This window comes from Pseudomonas sp. GW823-FHT03E05, assembly GCF_058796855.1.
In genome coordinates this window covers 148739-164992 of record NZ_JBXAJB010000006.1, presented here as the reverse complement: position 1 = coordinate 164992, position 16254 = coordinate 148739, and the positions used below count along the sequence as shown (strand labels likewise).

The 16254-nt window shown below is 64.7% G+C and carries 17 protein-coding genes; 9 read left to right on the top strand and 8 right to left on the bottom strand.

Annotated features, from left to right (window positions below; translation table 11 throughout):
* Positions 1-3: 3 nt before the first annotated feature.
* Entirely contained in the window at positions 4-450 is a 447-nt protein-coding gene (locus AC1RCO_RS24395) for an Lrp/AsnC family transcriptional regulator (RefSeq protein ID WP_011063630.1), read from the bottom strand.
* A 161-nt stretch (positions 451-611) separates the two neighbouring features.
* Here AC1RCO_RS24395 and yedA point away from each other — a divergent pair, with 161 nt between their 5' ends.
* Complete coding sequence (gene yedA, locus AC1RCO_RS24390; protein WP_220223324.1) at positions 612-1520, top strand: drug/metabolite exporter YedA; 909 nt, start codon at positions 612-614, stop codon at positions 1518-1520.
* On the opposite strand, the gene AC1RCO_RS24385 is transcribed toward yedA, so the two are convergent.
* Positions 1521-2570, bottom strand: a complete 1050-nt coding sequence (locus AC1RCO_RS24385; RefSeq protein ID WP_492618128.1) for an alpha/beta hydrolase family protein — start codon at positions 2568-2570, stop codon at positions 1521-1523.
* 77 nt (positions 2571-2647) lie between these two features.
* Positions 2648-3106, bottom strand: a complete 459-nt coding sequence (locus tag AC1RCO_RS24380; protein WP_041119988.1) for a hypothetical protein — start codon at positions 3104-3106, stop codon at positions 2648-2650.
* Between the two features lie 215 nt (positions 3107-3321).
* On the opposite strand from AC1RCO_RS24380, the gene rhlE1 reads away from it, so the two are divergent.
* Complete coding sequence (rhlE1, locus tag AC1RCO_RS24375) at positions 3322-4656, top strand: RNA helicase RhlE1 (RefSeq protein ID WP_011063626.1); 1335 nt, start codon at positions 3322-3324, stop codon at positions 4654-4656.
* A gap of 77 nt (positions 4657-4733) precedes the next feature.
* On the opposite strand, the gene AC1RCO_RS24370 is transcribed toward rhlE1, so the two are convergent.
* Positions 4734-5975, bottom strand: coding sequence for a TIGR03862 family flavoprotein (locus tag AC1RCO_RS24370; RefSeq protein WP_492618127.1), 1242 nt, complete (start codon positions 5973-5975; stop codon positions 4734-4736).
* Positions 5976-6429: 454 nt separating this feature from the next.
* The gene (locus tag AC1RCO_RS24365) at positions 6430-7350 is read right to left on the bottom strand and encodes a histone deacetylase family protein (RefSeq protein WP_125062942.1); all 921 of its coding nucleotides are present in this window, start codon (positions 7348-7350) and stop codon (positions 6430-6432) included.
* A gap of 75 nt (positions 7351-7425) precedes the next feature.
* On the opposite strand from AC1RCO_RS24365, the gene AC1RCO_RS24360 reads away from it, so the two are divergent.
* The 3 genes from AC1RCO_RS24360 (at position 7426) to AC1RCO_RS24350 (ending at position 9556) form a co-directional block, all read left to right on the top strand.
* Positions 7426-7995 carry a GNAT family N-acetyltransferase gene (locus AC1RCO_RS24360; RefSeq protein ID WP_011063622.1) on the top strand — a complete coding sequence of 190 codons (570 nt, stop codon included), beginning with the start codon at positions 7426-7428 and terminating at the stop codon, positions 7993-7995.
* Between the two features lie 101 nt (positions 7996-8096).
* The gene (gene tesB / locus AC1RCO_RS24355; protein WP_011063621.1) at positions 8097-8966 is read left to right on the top strand and encodes an acyl-CoA thioesterase II; all 870 of its coding nucleotides are present in this window, start codon (positions 8097-8099) and stop codon (positions 8964-8966) included.
* On the top strand, positions 8963-9556 hold the full coding sequence (locus AC1RCO_RS24350; protein WP_015637140.1) for an HAD family hydrolase: 594 nt from the start codon (positions 8963-8965) through the stop codon (positions 9554-9556). The genes tesB and AC1RCO_RS24350 overlap by 4 nt, the downstream gene beginning before the upstream one ends.
* Before the next feature lie 72 nt (positions 9557-9628).
* Here AC1RCO_RS24350 and AC1RCO_RS24345 read toward each other — a convergent pair whose 3' ends face one another.
* Together AC1RCO_RS24345 and ypfJ are read right to left on the bottom strand one after the other, a co-directional pair.
* Positions 9629-10600: an alpha/beta hydrolase gene (locus AC1RCO_RS24345; protein WP_492618126.1), complete on the bottom strand. Its 972-nt coding sequence runs from the start codon at positions 10598-10600 to the stop codon at positions 9629-9631.
* Positions 10601-11503, bottom strand: a complete 903-nt coding sequence (gene ypfJ, locus AC1RCO_RS24340; protein WP_492618125.1) for a KPN_02809 family neutral zinc metallopeptidase — start codon at positions 11501-11503, stop codon at positions 10601-10603.
* Positions 11504-11642: 139 nt separating this feature from the next.
* On the opposite strand from ypfJ, the gene pcaQ reads away from it, so the two are divergent.
* The 3 genes from pcaQ (at position 11643) to pcaG (ending at position 14011) form a co-directional block, all read left to right on the top strand.
* Positions 11643-12572, top strand: a complete 930-nt coding sequence (gene pcaQ / locus AC1RCO_RS24335; protein ID WP_492618124.1) for a pca operon transcription factor PcaQ — start codon at positions 11643-11645, stop codon at positions 12570-12572.
* Positions 12573-12675: 103 nt separating this feature from the next.
* Positions 12676-13395, top strand: coding sequence for a protocatechuate 3,4-dioxygenase subunit beta (gene pcaH / locus AC1RCO_RS24330; RefSeq protein WP_492618123.1), 720 nt, complete (start codon positions 12676-12678; stop codon positions 13393-13395).
* Positions 13396-13405: 10 nt separating this feature from the next.
* Positions 13406-14011, top strand: a complete 606-nt coding sequence (pcaG, locus tag AC1RCO_RS24325; protein WP_011063615.1) for a protocatechuate 3,4-dioxygenase subunit alpha — start codon at positions 13406-13408, stop codon at positions 14009-14011.
* A gap of 80 nt (positions 14012-14091) precedes the next feature.
* On the opposite strand, the gene AC1RCO_RS24320 is transcribed toward pcaG, so the two are convergent.
* Positions 14092-14940 carry an aldo/keto reductase gene (locus tag AC1RCO_RS24320; RefSeq protein ID WP_220223317.1) on the bottom strand — a complete coding sequence of 283 codons (849 nt, stop codon included), beginning with the start codon at positions 14938-14940 and terminating at the stop codon, positions 14092-14094.
* 320 nt (positions 14941-15260) lie between these two features.
* Here AC1RCO_RS24320 and AC1RCO_RS24315 point away from each other — a divergent pair, with 320 nt between their 5' ends.
* Complete coding sequence (locus AC1RCO_RS24315) at positions 15261-16037, top strand: IclR family transcriptional regulator (RefSeq protein WP_492618122.1); 777 nt, start codon at positions 15261-15263, stop codon at positions 16035-16037.
* Positions 16038-16254 lie beyond the last annotated feature (217 nt).

The window sequence follows — 16254 nt, the reverse complement described above, 5'->3', positions numbered from 1 at the left end:
GGTTCATTTGCTTTCCAGTTGCCCCAGGGGCACGCGCCGTTCAATGGCGCTGGAGAGCACGATGGAGGTCTTGCTGAAACCGAACTGGGCCACGCGGTTGATCAACTCCTCCAGCTCCGGCATCGATCCCACTGCGGCCTGCATGATCACGCAAGGGTCGCCGGTGACCCGGTGGCACTCGGTGAGCTGGGGAATCTTGATCAGTTCGTCATAGGCCTTCTGGTTGCCGTGCTGGGCCAGGCGCAGTTCGATCACGCACTGGATCGGCAAGCCGACCTTGGCCATGTCGACTTTGGCCTGGTAGCCGGTGATCACTCCGCTGGCCTCCAGCTTGGCCACGCGTTCGGCCACCGCCGGTGCCGAGAGATTCACCTTGCGTGCCAGCTCGGCGTAACTCGCCCGGCCATTTTCCAGCAGGCTGGCCAGGAGCATGCGGTCGTACTTGTCCATGGAAGGCTCTCGATCTATCCAGCTTTCGAAAGCACGGTATATAGCCCTTATCTCCATCTTTTGGAAAGTGTACGGGCGTTATAAACAGGTTTTGTAACTTAAGTTCCCTGGGCCGAGTTTCTAGAATAGACCTCCCCCTGCCTGCCTCAGAGCCGCCTCCCATGCCTGGCCAAAGCCGTTTTCCGCTGCCATTGATCGCCGCCTTTTTTGCCCTCTATGTAATCTGGGGCTCGACGTACCTGGTGATTCGCATCGGTGTCGAATACTGGCCGCCACTGATGCTCGGCGGCATTCGCTTCATCATCGCCGGTAGCCTGATGTACGCCTTTCTGCGCTGGCGCGGAGTACCGGCGCCGACCTGGGCGCAATGGAAGGCCGCAGGGATCATCGGTGTGCTGCTGTTGAGCTGTGGCAATGGCGCGGTAACGCTGGCCGAACACTCCGGGGTGACCTCCGGCGTCGCGGCGCTGGCGGTGGCCACGGTGCCTTTGTTCACCTTGCTCTGCGGGTATTTCTGGGGTGCACGCAACACGCGCCTGGAGTGGGCCGGGATCATCCTCGGGATGATTGGCATCGGCATGCTCAACCTGGGGTCCAACCTGCAGTCGAGCCCGATGGGCGCCGCCTTGCTGCTGTTCGCTGCGGCGGCCTGGGCTTTCGGCTCGGTGTGGAGCAAGCATCTGCCGCTGCCCCAGGGCGCCATGGCCAGTGCCGCGGAAATGCTTGTCGGTGGCGTGGTGCTGATGATCGGCAGTGCCCTGAGCGGTGAGCATCTGGACACCCTGCCTCCGATGGAAGGCTGGCTGGCCCTGGCCTACCTGGCCGGTTTCGGTTCGATCATCGCCTTCAACGCCTACATGTACCTGCTCAAGCACGTGCGCCCAGCCGCGGCCACCAGCTACGCCTATGTCAACCCGGCGGTGGCGGTGCTGCTGGGCATCGTCTTCGTCGGCGAAACCATTGGCATCGAGGAGGCCATGGCCATGCTGGTGATCATCAGTGCCGTAGTGCTGATCGGCCTGCCCCAATGGCGCAAGCCCAAGGCCGCGGCCCAGGAAGAGGCGGCCTGATCACTGTCCCGGTGGCAGGCCGGCCAGGCTCCGTTGGAGAAAGTCGCCGATGACCTGGCTCGCTTGCTGGTGAATCGCTTCGCGGCTGCGCTGGCCGCCGTCCCGGCAGATGATTTCATCCTCGGGGTTCTCTTCCCGGAGCAGGGCCGTGGCGCCTGGCTTGCAGATTTGCATGAAGCTGAAATGGCTGGCATCGGCGATCACCAGCAGGCTGGAGGTGGCCGACGGCAGGTGGGTTCCCAGGTAGCCCGACTCCTGCTCCACCGGCATGCTGGCAATATCGACTCCTGCTCCCAGGATCAGGGTCGGCGTCTGCACCGCTGACAAGCTTTGCGGGGTGAACCCACGGACCAGCCCCGGGTCCAGGGAGACGACCGCCTTGACTCGCGGGTCCCGCAGGTCGGTGCCCAGAGAGCCCTGGTTTTGCGGTGCAATCCCCAGTTCCGGAGCCAGCCCGCACAGACGCGGGTTGGGATGCAGCCGACATTCCTCAAGGAAGCGTTGCGGGCTATAGCGGGCGCCGGCCAATGCGGTGACCGTCCAGCCGCCCAGCGAATGGCCGATGGCGGCGATGCGCTGCGGGTCGACCGCGCCTGCCAGGGACTGGTCAGCGCTGAGGGCGTCGATGACCCGGCTCAGGTCCCGCGGCCGCTCCCAGAGCCTTGCGGCTTGCACCGGGCGCTTGTCGAAGGTGCTGGTGCCCGGATGATCAGGTGCCGCCACTATATAGCCCTGGCTGACCAGTGACGGTACCAGCCAACTGAGGTTGCGCCAGTTGCCGCCATAGCCATGGGACAGCACCACCAATGGATGGGCGGGGGAGGTGGGGTGGGCATCCTTGATCGCCGGCACCCCCTGGAAAACCGGATTTTCCGAGGAGTTGGCAGGCGTTGCCCCGTCCTCGGTGGGGTACCAGAGGCCGACATGCAGCTCACGGTTGTGGCTGGAATCCCCTAGCTGGATTTCACGAAAGCCGATGGATTCGGCTGCATAGGCGTGTGGCAGGCAAAGCCCCACTAGCATTGAGGTGTACAGGACAAGATTGCGCATCGCTCACTCCATTGAGCCAGGCCGCAAGAGGCTGCCCGGTGGGGGCTTGTGGCGGCCGAAAGGGCCGCCAGGGGGCCTTACTCGAACCCGCTCAGCAGGACGAGGGCGAATAACACTGCCGCCAGGGCCAGGGAAAACAGCAGGCTGATTCCCGCCACTCGCCATAGCGAGAAGAAGCGCCCGTTGCCGGCCTTGTGCTCTATCACCTGGGGGCCGAACAGTTGGCGTGCGTAAGCGTTCATCCCGTAGATCGGCGGCAGGATGAACACCACCGCAGGGATACTTTCCGGAAGGAAAAAGCCTGCCACGCTCATGGCAATGAAAAGGCCGATGCCCATGGCCCAGACTTTGTTCACTTCGCTCTCGCGGCCCATGGCCTTGAGGTTCTGGCTGATGAAATAGGCGCCGGCCACGGAGGTGCCGATGAAGGTGCTCAGGCCAATGGCCGCCACGCTGTAGAGGCACAGGCTCTGATCGGTTGGCTTGCTGGCCAGGAGTTCGGCGGCAGGGGCCTGGAAGGGGTTTTGGTTGTCCATGCGCGGTGAGGCTCCTTGGGAAGGGCAAAGGGGCGGTTGAGTGCCAGCTCGGGTGTTGCGCCGCCCTTGTACGCGACCCGTGGCAAACAGTGGGGCGAGCATACACTCACCGGGGCGGGCTTGGCAGGCCTGGGGCGGCCCGGGAGCGAGCCCCTGAATTAGGGTAAACTGCCGCCCATTGCGTCCCTGTGCTGACTTTTTCCTACGGTACCCCCATGACATTCGCCACTCTTGGCCTGATCGAACCCCTGCTGCGCGCCCTCGAAACCCTCGGCTACCAGACCCCGACCCCGGTGCAGGCGCAAGCCATTCCGGCAGTGCTGGGCGGGCGTGACCTGATGGCCGCGGCCCAGACCGGCACCGGCAAGACCGCCGGTTTCGCTCTGCCGCTGTTGCAGTTGCTGACCCTGGAAGGGCCGAAAGTCGATAGCAACTCGGTACGCGCGCTGATCCTGGTGCCGACCCGGGAACTGGCCGAGCAGGTCCACGAAAGCGTGCGCCAGTACGCCGAACACCTGCCGCTGCGCACCTATGCGGTGTACGGCGGGGTCAGCATCAACCCGCAAATGATGAAGCTGCGCAAAGGCGTGGACCTGCTGGTGGCGACTCCGGGGCGTCTGCTGGACCTGTTCCGTCAGAATGCGGTGAAGTTCAGCCAGTTGCAGACCCTGGTGCTGGATGAGGCCGACCGCATGCTCGACCTGGGGTTCTCCGAAGAGCTCAAGAGCATCTACGCGGCCCTGCCGAAGAAACGCCAGACCCTGTTGTTCTCCGCCACCTTCTCCGACGCCATCCGCCAGCTGGCCGGGCAGATGCTCAACGATCCGCTGAGCATCGAGGTCAGCCCGCGCAACGTGGCTGCCAACACGGTCAAGCAATGGGTGGTGCCGGTGGACAAGAAGCGCAAGCCGGAGCTGTTCAGCCACCTGCTGCGCAAGAATCGCTGGAAGCAGGTGCTGGTGTTCGCCAAGACCCGCAACGGTGTGGATGCACTGGTGGAGAAACTCCAGGGCCAGGGCGTGAACGCCGACGGCATCCATGGTGACAAGCCCCAGGCCACGCGTCAGCGCGCCCTGGACCGGTTCAAGGCCAGTGAGATCCAGATCCTGGTGGCCACCGATGTGGCGGCCCGCGGCCTGGACATCGAAGACCTGCCGCTGGTGGTCAACTTCGACCTGCCGATCGTGGCCGAGGACTACATCCACCGCATCGGGCGTACCGGCCGTGCCGGTTCCACCGGCGAGGCGATTTCCCTGGTGTGCGCCGACGAGGTGAACCTGCTCTCGGCGATCGAGATGCTCACCCGCCAGACCCTCAAGCGCCATGAGGAACAGGATTTCGAACCCGAGCACCGGGTGCCGGAAACCGACGCCAGTGGCCAGGTGGTGAAAAAGCCGAAGAAGCCCAAGAAACCGAAAACCTCCGGCGGTGGCGGCAAGCGCAACCTGGGCAAGTGGGTGGACAGTGGCGAAGTGGCTGAAGCCCCGGCGGTGAAGCCGGTGCGCAAGGTGCCGGCTTTCAACACCGGGCCGCGCAAGCGCAAGCCTTGATTTGACATCGCGCCGGGCCCTTCGCCGGCAAGCCGGCTCCTACCCTTGCGTAGGTGCCGACTTGCCGGCGAAGCTGTTTATGGCTGGCGCCGCAACCACTTCAGCATCCCCAGCCCCGCCTGGCGCCCGCTGGCAAAGCAGGCGGTCAGCAGGTAGCCGCCGGTCGGCGCTTCCCAGTCGAGCATTTCCCCTGCGCAAAACACTCCAGGCAACTGCCGGAGCATCAGGTCGTCGTCCAGGGCTTCAAACATTACGCCGCCGGCGCTGCTGATGGCTTCGTCCAGTGGGCGAGGCTTGATCAGCGTCAGGGGCAGGGCCTTGATGGCTGCCGCCAAGAGCGCCGGATCGTTGAAGCTCTCTGCCGGGGCCAGCTCCCGCAGCAACGCCGCCTTTACCCCCTCGATTCCCAACTGGCCCTGCAAGTGCTTGGCCATGGACCGCGAGCCGCGTGGCTTGGAAAGGGCGGCCTGGACCTTGTCCAGGGGCTTGTTCGGTAGCAGGTCGATATGGATCGTCGCCTGCCCGTGCCGGTTGATGGATTCGCGAATCGGCGCCGCCAAGGCATAGATCAGGCTGCCCTCGATGCCGCTGGCGGTGATCACGCATTCACCCAGCCGTGGTGCGTCGTCATCAAGGCCGATGGCCACGTTCTTCAGCGGCGCGCCGGCGAATTTGCTGCGCAGCAGCTCGCTCCAGGCGCTGACCTCAAAACCGCAATTGCTCGGTTGCAAGGGCGCAAGCTGCACACCGCGCTGTTCCAGCAGGGGCAGCCAAGCCCCGTCGGAACCCAGTCGTGCCCAACTGCCGCCGCCCAATGCCAGCAGGACCCCATCCGCCCGTACCGCACTTTCACCCTCGGCATGCCGGATGCGCAGGCTGCCGTCGGCATTCCAGCCCAGCCAGCGGTGCCGAGTGTGGATAACGACTCCGGCATCGCGCAGGCGCTTGAGCCAGGCGCGCAGCAGCGGCGCAGCCTTCATGTCGGTAGGAAACACCCGGCCGGAGCTGCCGACAAACGTCTGGATACCCAGCTCATGAATCCATTGGCAGAGTGCCTCGGCGCCGAACTCGCGCAGCAGCGGGGCGATTCGCGGCGCACGCTCGGCATAGCGGAAAAGGAAGGCCGGATAGGCTTCGGAGTGGGTGATGTTCATGCCACCGACCCCGGCCAGGAGGAATTTTCGGCCCACCGATGGCATGCCGTCGTACAGGTCGACCTGAACCCCGGCCTGGCTCAGTACCTCGGCGGCCATCAGGCCGGCGGGGCCACCGCCGATAATCGCGACGTGGTGGGGCGTGGAAGAGTGCGATGCAGTCATGGCAGAGGCGGGGCTGAGGAAATAGGTCGGGCATTCTACCCGAGGTGCAGGGGGCGTGCTGGGGCGATGATGCCTGGTCAAAAACTAGGCAGCGGGCTGCGGGCCTTGTGTCCCGTGGGCTGGCGTGACTTTCGCGCAGGTTGTCCACAGGCGGCTCCACAGCGATTGGGGGTAAGCGCTACGGCGTCGCCGGAGGCCTGCTGCGCCTGATCAAAAAACAGGCGCCACGCTGCAAGTCACGCCGATAGCGAGCTGTAGCGTGTTTCACGCAGGTTATCCACAGGCGGCTCCACAGGGATTGGGGGTAAGACGCTCACAACTGTATGACCGTCTGATGTCACTGATCAAAAAACAGGCGATGGCCTTGAGGCCCCGTGGGACATGGGCTGCAGAGGCTTTCTCCCAACTTATCCACAAGCGGTTCCACAGTGGATGTGGGTAAGGCCTGCGGATGTCAGTAGCACCCTGACGATTCCCAGACCTTCTGGGCACTGTGGTGAAGAATGCCGTGGCGCCGGGCCAGGGCCTGGCGGTCCTTGCTGTAGCCGCCGCCGATCACGCCGACCACCGGGATGTCGCGGCCCAGGCAATGGCGCATGACCCGTTCGTCGCGTTCGGCCACGCCGGCATCGGTGAGTTTGAGGTAGCCCAGGGCGTCGTCCTGATGCACGTCGACCCCAGCGTCGTACAACACCAGGTCCGGCTGGTACAGGGGCAGCAGGTAGTTGAGCGTGTCGTCCACCACGTTCAGGTAGTCGGCGTCGCCCATGCCCATGGGCAGCGGGATATCCCAGTCGCTCTGGGCCTTGCGCGCGGGGAAGTTCTTTTCACAGTGCAACGAGACGGTCACCGCGTCGGCGGTATGTTGCAGGATCCGCGCGGTGCCATCGCCCTGGTGCACATCGCAGTCGAATATCAGCACCCGGCCCACGCGCCCGCTTTCCAGCAGGTAATGGCTGATCACCGCCAGGTCGTTGAAGATGCAGAACCCCGCCGGGTAGTCATAGTGGGCGTGGTGGGTGCCGCCGGCCAGGTGGCAGGCCAGGCCATGTTCCAGTGCCTGTTCGGCGGCCAGCAAGGAGCCGCCGACCGCACGCACCGTGCGCCGGGCCAAGGCTTCGCTCCAGGGCAGGCCAAGGCGCCGCTGGTCCTCCCGGGGCAACTCGCCGCTCATGTAGCGTTCGATATAGGCCGGGTCGTGGGCCAGGGCGAGGATTTCTGCCGGGCACAGCTCGGGGCGCAGCAGGTCGGCGTCGCGGGTCAGGCCACTGTCCACCAGGTGATCGCGCAGCAGGCGGAACTTGTCCATGGGGAAGCGGTGCTCCGCCGGGAACTCGGGGCTGTAGTCGTCGTGATAGATCAATGGCAATGGCATGGCATTTTCTTAGAGGAACCCGTGAAGGATCCTACCAGCGATGTAGACTTGTACCCACGGAAACGGAGGGCACTGATGGAGCCGATACTGCAACTCGAAAGCGCGCGCCTGCTGCTGCGTCAATGGCGCGACGATGATTTGCCGGCATTTGCGGCGATGTGTGCCGATCCGCAGGTCATGCGCTACTTTCCGGCGCCCTTGAGCCGTCTGGAAAGCGCGGCGCTGATCGGCCGGGTGCGTGGGCATTTCGCCGAACATGGCTTCGGACTCTGGGCCCTGGAGCGTAAGGATAGCGGTGAGTTCATCGGTTTTACCGGTCTGGGCGTCGTGGGTTTCGAAGCGCCCTTCACGCCGGCGGTGGAAATCGGCTGGCGCCTGGCCCGCGAGCACTGGGGCCTGGGTTACGCCAGTGAGGCCGCCTGGACCGCCCTGCGCTGCGCTTTCGATCGTCTGGCGCTGGAGGAGGTGGTGGCGTTCACGACCCGGACCAATCTGCCGTCGCAGAAGGTCATGCAGGCCATTGGTATGCATCACGCCGTCGAGGATGACTTCGAACACCCGAACCTCGCTGGCGATCACCCGCTGCGCGAGCATGTGCTGTACCGCATTACCCGCGAACAATGGTTGGAAACCTTGCATGGATAGCAAGCGCGCACGTTTAGAATGTGCCGATGAGGTGCGACCCCAATTGATTTGACCGCCGCAGCCGAGATTGCGCGGTTTTGCTCTGTGTGAGGAGAGTCTGAATGAGTCATGTGCTGGATGATCTGGTCGATCTGTTGACCCTGGAAGCCATCGAGGAAAACCTGTTTCGCGGTCGCAGCCAGGACCTCGGTTTTCGCCAGCTGTTTGGCGGCCAGGTGCTCGGCCAGTCGTTGTCCGCGGCCAGTCAGACGGTGGAGGAGGCGCGCCATGTGCACTCCATGCACGGCTATTTCCTGCGCCCCGGGGATGCCGCGCTGCCGGTGGTCTACCAGGTGGACCGGGTGCGCGACGGTGGCAGCTTCAGCACCCGGCGAGTGACGGCGATCCAGAAGGGCAATCCGATCTTCACCTGCAGCGCCTCGTTCCAGTACGACGAACAGGGTTTCGAGCACCAGAACAGCATGCCCCAGGTGGTCGGGCCGGAAAACCTTCCATCGGAGCTGGAGATCACCACCCAGCGTGCGCACCTGATTCCCGAGCACATGCGCGAGAAACTGCTGTGCCCCAAGCCCATCGAAGTGCGCCCGGTGACCGAGAAGGACCCCTATAACCCGCAGCCCATGGATCCGGTGAAGTACGTCTGGTTCCGCGCCGACGGCGCCCTGGCCGACAGTCCGGCGCTGCACAAGTACCTGCTGGCCTACGCTTCGGATTTCGGCCTGCTGACCACCTCGATGCTGCCCCACGGCAAGTCGGTGTGGCAGAAGGACATGCAGGTCGCCAGCCTCGACCACGCTCTGTGGTTTCACGCCGACCTACGCGCTGACGACTGGCTGCTGTATGCCATGGACAGCCCCTGGGCCGGAAACTCCCGGGGCTTCTCCCGGGGCAGCGTGTTCAACCGTGCCGGGCAGTTGGTGGCCTCGGTGACTCAGGAAGGGTTGATCCGCCATCGCAAGGATTGGGCATGAGTCTTTCAGAGATAAAACATTGGGTGTTCGACATGGACGGCACCCTGACCATCGCTGTGCATGATTTCGCGGCGATCCGCGAGGCGCTGTCGATTCCTGCCGAGGATGACATCCTCACACACCTGGCGGCCTTGCCGGCGGACGAATCCGCGGCCAAGCATGCCTGGCTGCTGGAACACGAGCGCGACCTGGCCCAGGGTTCGCGCCCGGCGCCGGGTGCGGTGGAACTGGTGCGGGAACTGGCCGGGCGCGGTTATCGCCTGGGCATCCTCACCCGCAATGCGCGGGAGCTGGCCCATGTGACCCTGGAGGCCATCGGCCTGGCGGACTGCTTTGCCGAGGCCGACGTGCTGGGCCGCGACGAAGCACCGCCCAAGCCCCATCCGGGCGGTTTGCTGAAGCTGGCCGAAGCCTGGGATATCTCGCCGTCACGGATGGTCATGGTGGGGGACTACCGCTTCGACCTGGACTGCGGGCGGGCCGCCGGGACCCGTACGGTGCTGGTCAACCTGCCGGACAACCCCTGGCCGGAGCTGACCGACTGGCATGCCCGGGATTGTGCGCAGTTGCGCGACCTGCTGTCGGCCTGAGGGCTCTGTTCGCCGGCAAGGCTCCCGTCGGAGCCTTGCCGGCGAAAGCGTCTTTCCAGGCAGTGCCTTTCTTTACTTGAACATTGCCGCCTGCCCCTCGGGCGAGGTGAACATCCGGTCACCGTCATGCCCGACCCCGGGCACCTCCACCAGCCGTTGCAGCAAGCCTTGCGGATGACGCCGCACCAGGTAGTCGAAGTAGTTGTGCCCGCGAATCAACCGGTACGCGCCCTGGGTCTCGGCGGCGCAGCTCTTGTCCAGGGCGGGATGGTTGGGATCGGTGTCCTGCTGGCCCAGCAGGTAGGTGATGTCGCGCGTCACGTAGCCCTGTTCAAGCTGCGCCGGGGAATGGCCGCCGGCATAGGCCGGTAGCCGGTTCAGGCCGTACTTCCAGTCGTTGAAGCCCGGGCAATTGGCCGGTTCGAATGCCACCGGGCGGCATGCGTCGAAGTAGGCGTAGGACGACGGATTGGCGATCACGTAGCGCAGGCCGATCCCGGCCTTTTCCAGCTCGGGGTGGCTGCCGGTGCTCAGCGCATAGCGCTGCACCACCTGGGCGCCGCCGGAGTGACCGGCGATCACCACTTCCTTGAGTGCCGGAAAACGTTTGCGGTCTTCCAGGCGCTGGAGGATGGCATCGAGCACCGCATAGGAGCTGACGGCCTGCGGGCCCACTGAAGGCTCGCCGGCCATCCAGCCATTGCCCTTCCAGCGCAGTAGCGCGTCTGGCAATTGATGGCGGGTGATGTCGCTCTGGTTGAGAAACTGCGGGGCGATCACCAGGGTTGTTGTGCTTTGCCCGGCCTGCCCGGCAGCGCTTTGCCCACTGTGCAGATACGTCTGGGCGTTGCGCAGCCGGCCGTGAACGATGATCAGGGCCCGCTCTACGCCCGGCAGCGGCTGGCGCCAATCCTGGCTCAGGCCCAGGGCCAGTTGCCCGCCCTCCAGGGGCAGGCGTTGCGGGCTGATGACCTTGACCCCCTGTTCCGCCGCCTGGACGCCGCAGCCACCCAGGCACAGCAGCAGGACCAGCAAGCGGCGCATCTACAGGCTCCTGGCGCTGAAGGTATCGCACTGGCTGACCTGGCCCTGGCTGAAGCCGGTCTTGAACCAGCGCACTCGCTGCGCCGAGGTGCCGTGGGTGAAGGAGTCCGGCACCACCCGGCCCTGGCCTTGCTGCTGCAGGCGGTCGTCACCGATGGCATTGGCGGCGTTCAGGGCTTCTTCCACATCCCCGGGTTCCAGCCAGTTCAGGCGCTTCTGTGCGTGATAGGCCCAGACCCCGGCAAAGCAGTCGGCCTGCAGCTCCTGGCGTACCAGCAGGCCGCCATCGCCTTGCATCTGCTGGCCCTGCTGGCGCGCGGCCTGGATTTTTGCCGAGACCCCGAGCAGGGTCTGCACGTGGTGCCCGACCTCATGGGCAATCACGTAGGCCTGGGCGAAGTCGCCGGCGGCGGAAAAGCGCTGGGCCATCTCCCGGAAGAAGTCCATGTCCAGGTACACCTGGCGGTCGGCGGGGCAGTAGAAGGGCCCGCTGGCGGAAGTGGCCGCGCCACAGGCGGAATTGACCCGGCCCCGGAACAGGATCAGCTTGGGCGGCTGATACTGGCGGCCGGCTTGCTGGAAGATCTGGCCCCAGGTGTCTTCGGTGTCACCGAGGATGGCGCGGACAAACTCTGCCTGTTCGTCATTGGCCGGTGGTGCCTTGCGTGCCTGGGTGGTGGCCGGCGCTGAAGTCTGCCCGCTCTGCTGGCCCAGCAGTTGCCCGAGGATCTGCAGCGGATCCTGGCCGGTGGCCCAGCCGATGCCGACGATCAGTACGATCGCCGTCAGGCTCAAGCCCTTGCCTCCACCGAACCGCATGCCACCGCCACCGCCACCGCCGGCGCTGCTGTCATCTCGCGCGTCCACGACGTTGTCGCTGCGCCGGCCTTTTTTCCAAAGCATGGGGGTGTCCTCGTTTTTTCTGCTGGTCAGTGTTGCTGGTGGCTCGAACCGGCGCCAGTCCGGTCGTCAGGGATTTTTCTGCACGCTACCATGGCCCGGTTACGGATCGATCCGGTCCAGGCGCATTCGGGGCTCCCTATTGAACATCGATACCCGCATCAAATTCCGTCACTTGGTGTGTTTTCTTGAAATGGCCCGCCAGGGCAGCCTGGCCCGGGCGGCCGATGTCCTGGCGGTGAGCCAGCCGGCGATGTCGAAAACCCTCAAGGAACTGGAAGCGTTGCTGGAGACCCGGCTGTTTGCCAGGAGCAAGGCCGGCCTCAGCCTGACCGAGGCCGGGCGGGCCTTCCTGCGTTATGCCGGGCCTTCGGTGCAGGCCCTGCGGGAGGGTGTCAGCAGCCTGCGCGGCGGTGAGTACGCCGCCGGGCTGGTGCGCATCGGTGTGCTTTCCACGGTGGAAAGCCTGCTGCTGCCGGAGGTGATGCGGCGCCTGCATCAGCGCCATTCGGCGCTGACCGTGAGTGTGCTGACCGGCCCCAGTGCTTACCTGCTGTCGCAATTGCGGGTCGGCGACCTGGACCTGGTGGTGGGGCGCATGACCGAGAGTCCGGAGATCCACGGCCTGAGCTTCGAGCACCTGTACAGCGAATCCATGACCCTGGTGGCCCGCCCGCAGCATCCACTGGCAACCGGCCCTCTGGACCGCGACGCGGTGAGCGCCTATCCCCTGGTGCTGCCCCTGGCCGGCACCAGCATTCGCAAGCACGCCGACAGCCTGTTCATCCAGTGCGGCATTGCCCCGTCGCAGCAGCGTCTGGAAACCCTCTCGGTGGCCCTGAGCCGGCGCTACACCTTGTCCAGCGACGCGCTGTGGATCGCGCCGCTGGATGCCGTGCGCCTGGACCTGGCCAATGGCGAGTTGCAGGAGCTGGACCTGGGCCTGCGCGAACCCGGCGGCTCGGTGGGGATTTCCAGCAATGCCAGCCTTCCCTTGTCCCTGGCGGCGCAATGGGTGGTGGAGGTGCTCCGGGAAGTGGGGCTGGCCTATCGCGAGGGCAGTTATCCATAACCATTTGGTTATTGATTGAGGGCGGCATTTCAATTTTCCCCGCTCCTGGTTTGTTTGAAACTGCGCCGGCTGCGCTCCATAAATCAAACAACAGGAGATCGACATGTCTGATGCAGACAGCAGTCGCTTCGTGATTCGCGACCGTAATTGGCACCCCAAGGCCCTGACCCCCGACTACAAGACCTCCGTCACTCGCTCCCCGCGCCAGGCGCTGGTGGGCATCCCACAATCGGTCAGTGAAACCACAGGCCCGGACTTTTCCCACCTGCGCACCGGGCGTTTCGACAACGACCTGCTGCTCAACTTCAACAACGGTGGCTTGCCCGTGGGCGAGCGGATCATCGTTTCCGGGCGGGTCTGCGATCAGTACGGCAAACCCATTCCCCATACCCTGGTGGAAATGTGGCAAGCCAACGCCGGCGGCCGCTACCGGCACAAGAACGACCGCTACCTGGCGCCCCTGGACCCGAACTTCGGTGGCGTCGGCCGGGCCCTCACCGACCGTGATGGCTACTACAGTTTCCGCACCATCAAGCCCGGCCCCTACCCGTGGCGCAACGGCCCCAATGACTGGCGCCCGGCGCATATCCATTTCTCCATCAGTGGCCCGTCGATCGCCACGCGCCTGATCACCCAGCTGTATTTCGAAGGCGACCCGCTGATCCCGCTGTGCCCGATCGTCAAGTCCATCGCCAACCCGGACGCGGTACAGAGCCTGATCGCGCGCCTGGACATGGGCGGCGCCAACCCCATGGATTGCCTGGCCTACCGCTTCGACATCGTGCTGCGCGGCCAGCGCAAGACCCACTTCGAGAACTGCTGAGGAGCCTGACATGCCTGTTCAACTGCTGCCTGAAACCCCCTCGCAAACGGCCGGCCCCTATGTGCATATCGGCCTGGCCCTGGCGGCCGCGGGAAACCCGCCGCGCCCCGAGGAAATCTGGAACCAGATGGCCAAGGCCGATGCGCCGGGTGAGCGCATCCTGCTGATCGGCCACGTCTACGATGGCAATGGCCACCTGGTGCGCGATTCATTCCTGGAGTTCTGGCAGGCCGACCACGCCGGGGTCTACGACCCGGTGTTCGATACGGAGAAACCGTTCAACTGCTTCGGTCGCACCGCCACCACCTTCGATGCCGGGGAATGGACACTCAACACGGTCAAGCCCGGGGTGGTGAGCAACGCAGCTGGCGTGCCCATGGCGCCGCACATCAACCTGTCGCTGTTTGCCCGGGGGATCAATATCCACCTGCACACCCGGCTGTACTTTGCCGATGAGCCGGAAGCCAACGCCCAGTGCCCGGTGCTGAACCTGATCGAACAGCCCCAGCGCCGGGAAACCCTGCTGGCCCATCCCTGTGAGGTCAATGGCCAGCGTGCCTACCGTTTCGATATCCGCATCCAGGGTGAAGGCGAGACAGTGTTCTTCGATTTCTGAAGCATCGCCAAGCCAGGGATGGCCAGCGCTCGAGAATCCGCCCCCTGACGCCACGCTGCGGTGTCAGGGGGCGTTTCGTTTCAGTGGTCGAAGTGGTCCCACACCGGAGCGAAATCCGGGCTGACCTGACGCTGGTCCTTGGGCAGGGCGGCGATCAGCGCCCGGTCTGCATCGTCCAGGTGGATCTTCAGGGACTCCAGGTTGGCCAGCTGGTTGGCCCGGCTGCTGGCCTTGGGGATGGCTGCCACATTGTCCTGGTCGAGCAGCCACTTGAGGGCCACCTGGGTCGGCAGCACGCCGTGCTTGGCGGCGATCTGCTGGATTTCGGCCACCTCTGAGACCTTGTTGCGCGCCAGCGGGGTATAGGCGGTCAACACCATGTCGCGCTCGCGGGCGTAGTCCAGAAGGCCGCTCTGGCCCAGCAGCACGTGGTACTCCACCTGGATCGCCGACAGCGGCGCGCCCAGCCCTTCGACCACTCGGCGCAGCAGGGCCAGGGGAAAGTTGGCCACGCCAATGTGTTTCACCAGCCCCTGCTCCTTGAACGACACCAGGGTTTCGATGCTGCGTTCCAGTTCCCAGTCGCTGGTGGGCCAGTGAATGTGGAACAGGTCGATGTAGTCGGTTTGCAGGGCTTTCAGGCTGCGCTCCAGTGAGTGGCGCATGGCGGTGGGGTGCAACTGGTCCCACCAGACCTTGGTGGTGACGTGGATCTGCTCCCGGGGCACAGGAGTGTTGGCCAGGGCCTGGCCCACCGCTTCTTCGTTGTTGTAGGCCTGGGCGGTGTCGATATGCCGGTAACCCAGTTCCAGTGCCTGTTCCACGGCGCGGGTGCATTCCTGGTCGAGCATTGGCCAGGTGCCCAGGCCGAGCTTGGGCATGTGCAGGCCGCTGTGGGTGAGGACGGGGCAGTCAAGGGTATGAGGCATGGGCAATCTCCCTGTGGATAAAAGAGCACAGCCGGTTGAGGGGCGAGTGACGATCCGGGCTGCGGGGGTGTTGCTGAAGGTTGGACAGCATTGGCGGGCGGAAAATGCCCGGAAAATCGATGCGGCGGGCAAGCCGTTATTTTGCGTTTTATGGAAGCGGGTTCCAAAAAATATACGAGCTCGGCTACCCTGCCACAAGGCGCCGTGCCGGGTACAAGACTCGATCGGCGCCGATTCCGGGCGGTAATCGAACACCGCCGCCCGGTTCCCCAACCGGCCGCTTGTCTCTAGAATCGGCCAAATTTTGTCGGGACCCGACCATGGCTGGCAGTCAAATCGAACGCGTCTTCAGTGTTCTCGAACGTCTTACCGCTGATCCCCGTGGGCTGCCGTTGCAGACCCTGGCCGAGCAACTGGAGATTCCCAAAAGCGCCACCCACCGCTTGCTGGCGGAGCTGATCCGCCTGGGTTATGTGCGGCAGAACCCGGACAACCTGCGCTACCAGCTGTCCACGCGGCTGGTAGCCATGGGCTTTCGCTACCTGTCCGCCAGCGGCGCCGATATCGTTCAGCCAGTACTGGACCGCCTGGCGGTCGAATCCGGCGAGCTGGTGCGCCTGGGCGTGATCGAAGGCGAGCGCCAGACCTGGATCGCCAAGTCCCAGGGCGCCCGTTCCGGCTTGCGCTACGACCCGGACATGGGCCGTGAGGCACCGTTGTTCTATACCGCCTCCGGGCATGCCTGGCTGGCCACCCTGAGTGATGCCGAGGCCCTGTCCCTGGTGGAGCGCCAGGCGGCCGAGCCCCCGACGGACCTGGGGCCCAACGCTCCGCGCTCGAACATCGAACTGCTGGAGCGCCTGCGCCTGGCCCGGGAGCAGGGCTATGCCTGGGTCGAAGAAAGCTCCGCCGTGGGGACCTCGGCGATCGCCGCGGTGGTGCGCCATCCCATTGATGGCCGGGTCGTGGGCGTGCTCAGCGTTGCCGGGCCCAGCGCACGCCTGCCTCTGGCGCGGCTGCACGAGCTGGCGCCACTGCTGTTGCAGTTTGTCGAGGAACTGTCGGCCGCCAGTCAGGCGTCCGAGTTGTTCAATTGAGATAACGCCGCAGGGCCTTGCTTGGCGATCTGCCGCAGGGCCGGTGGTGGCCTTGATACCGCCGCGTCTGTATCACAGCCGTTCGCAGCCTGCGGCAGCGGCTACGTAGACCTCGACTCGGCACAAAGCTGTTCGATAATCGGACGGTATTTTTTATCCCTCTTGTGTGAAAGTGGAACTGAGTTCTAAATATTTGAAATTCAGTGTCCCTATAACA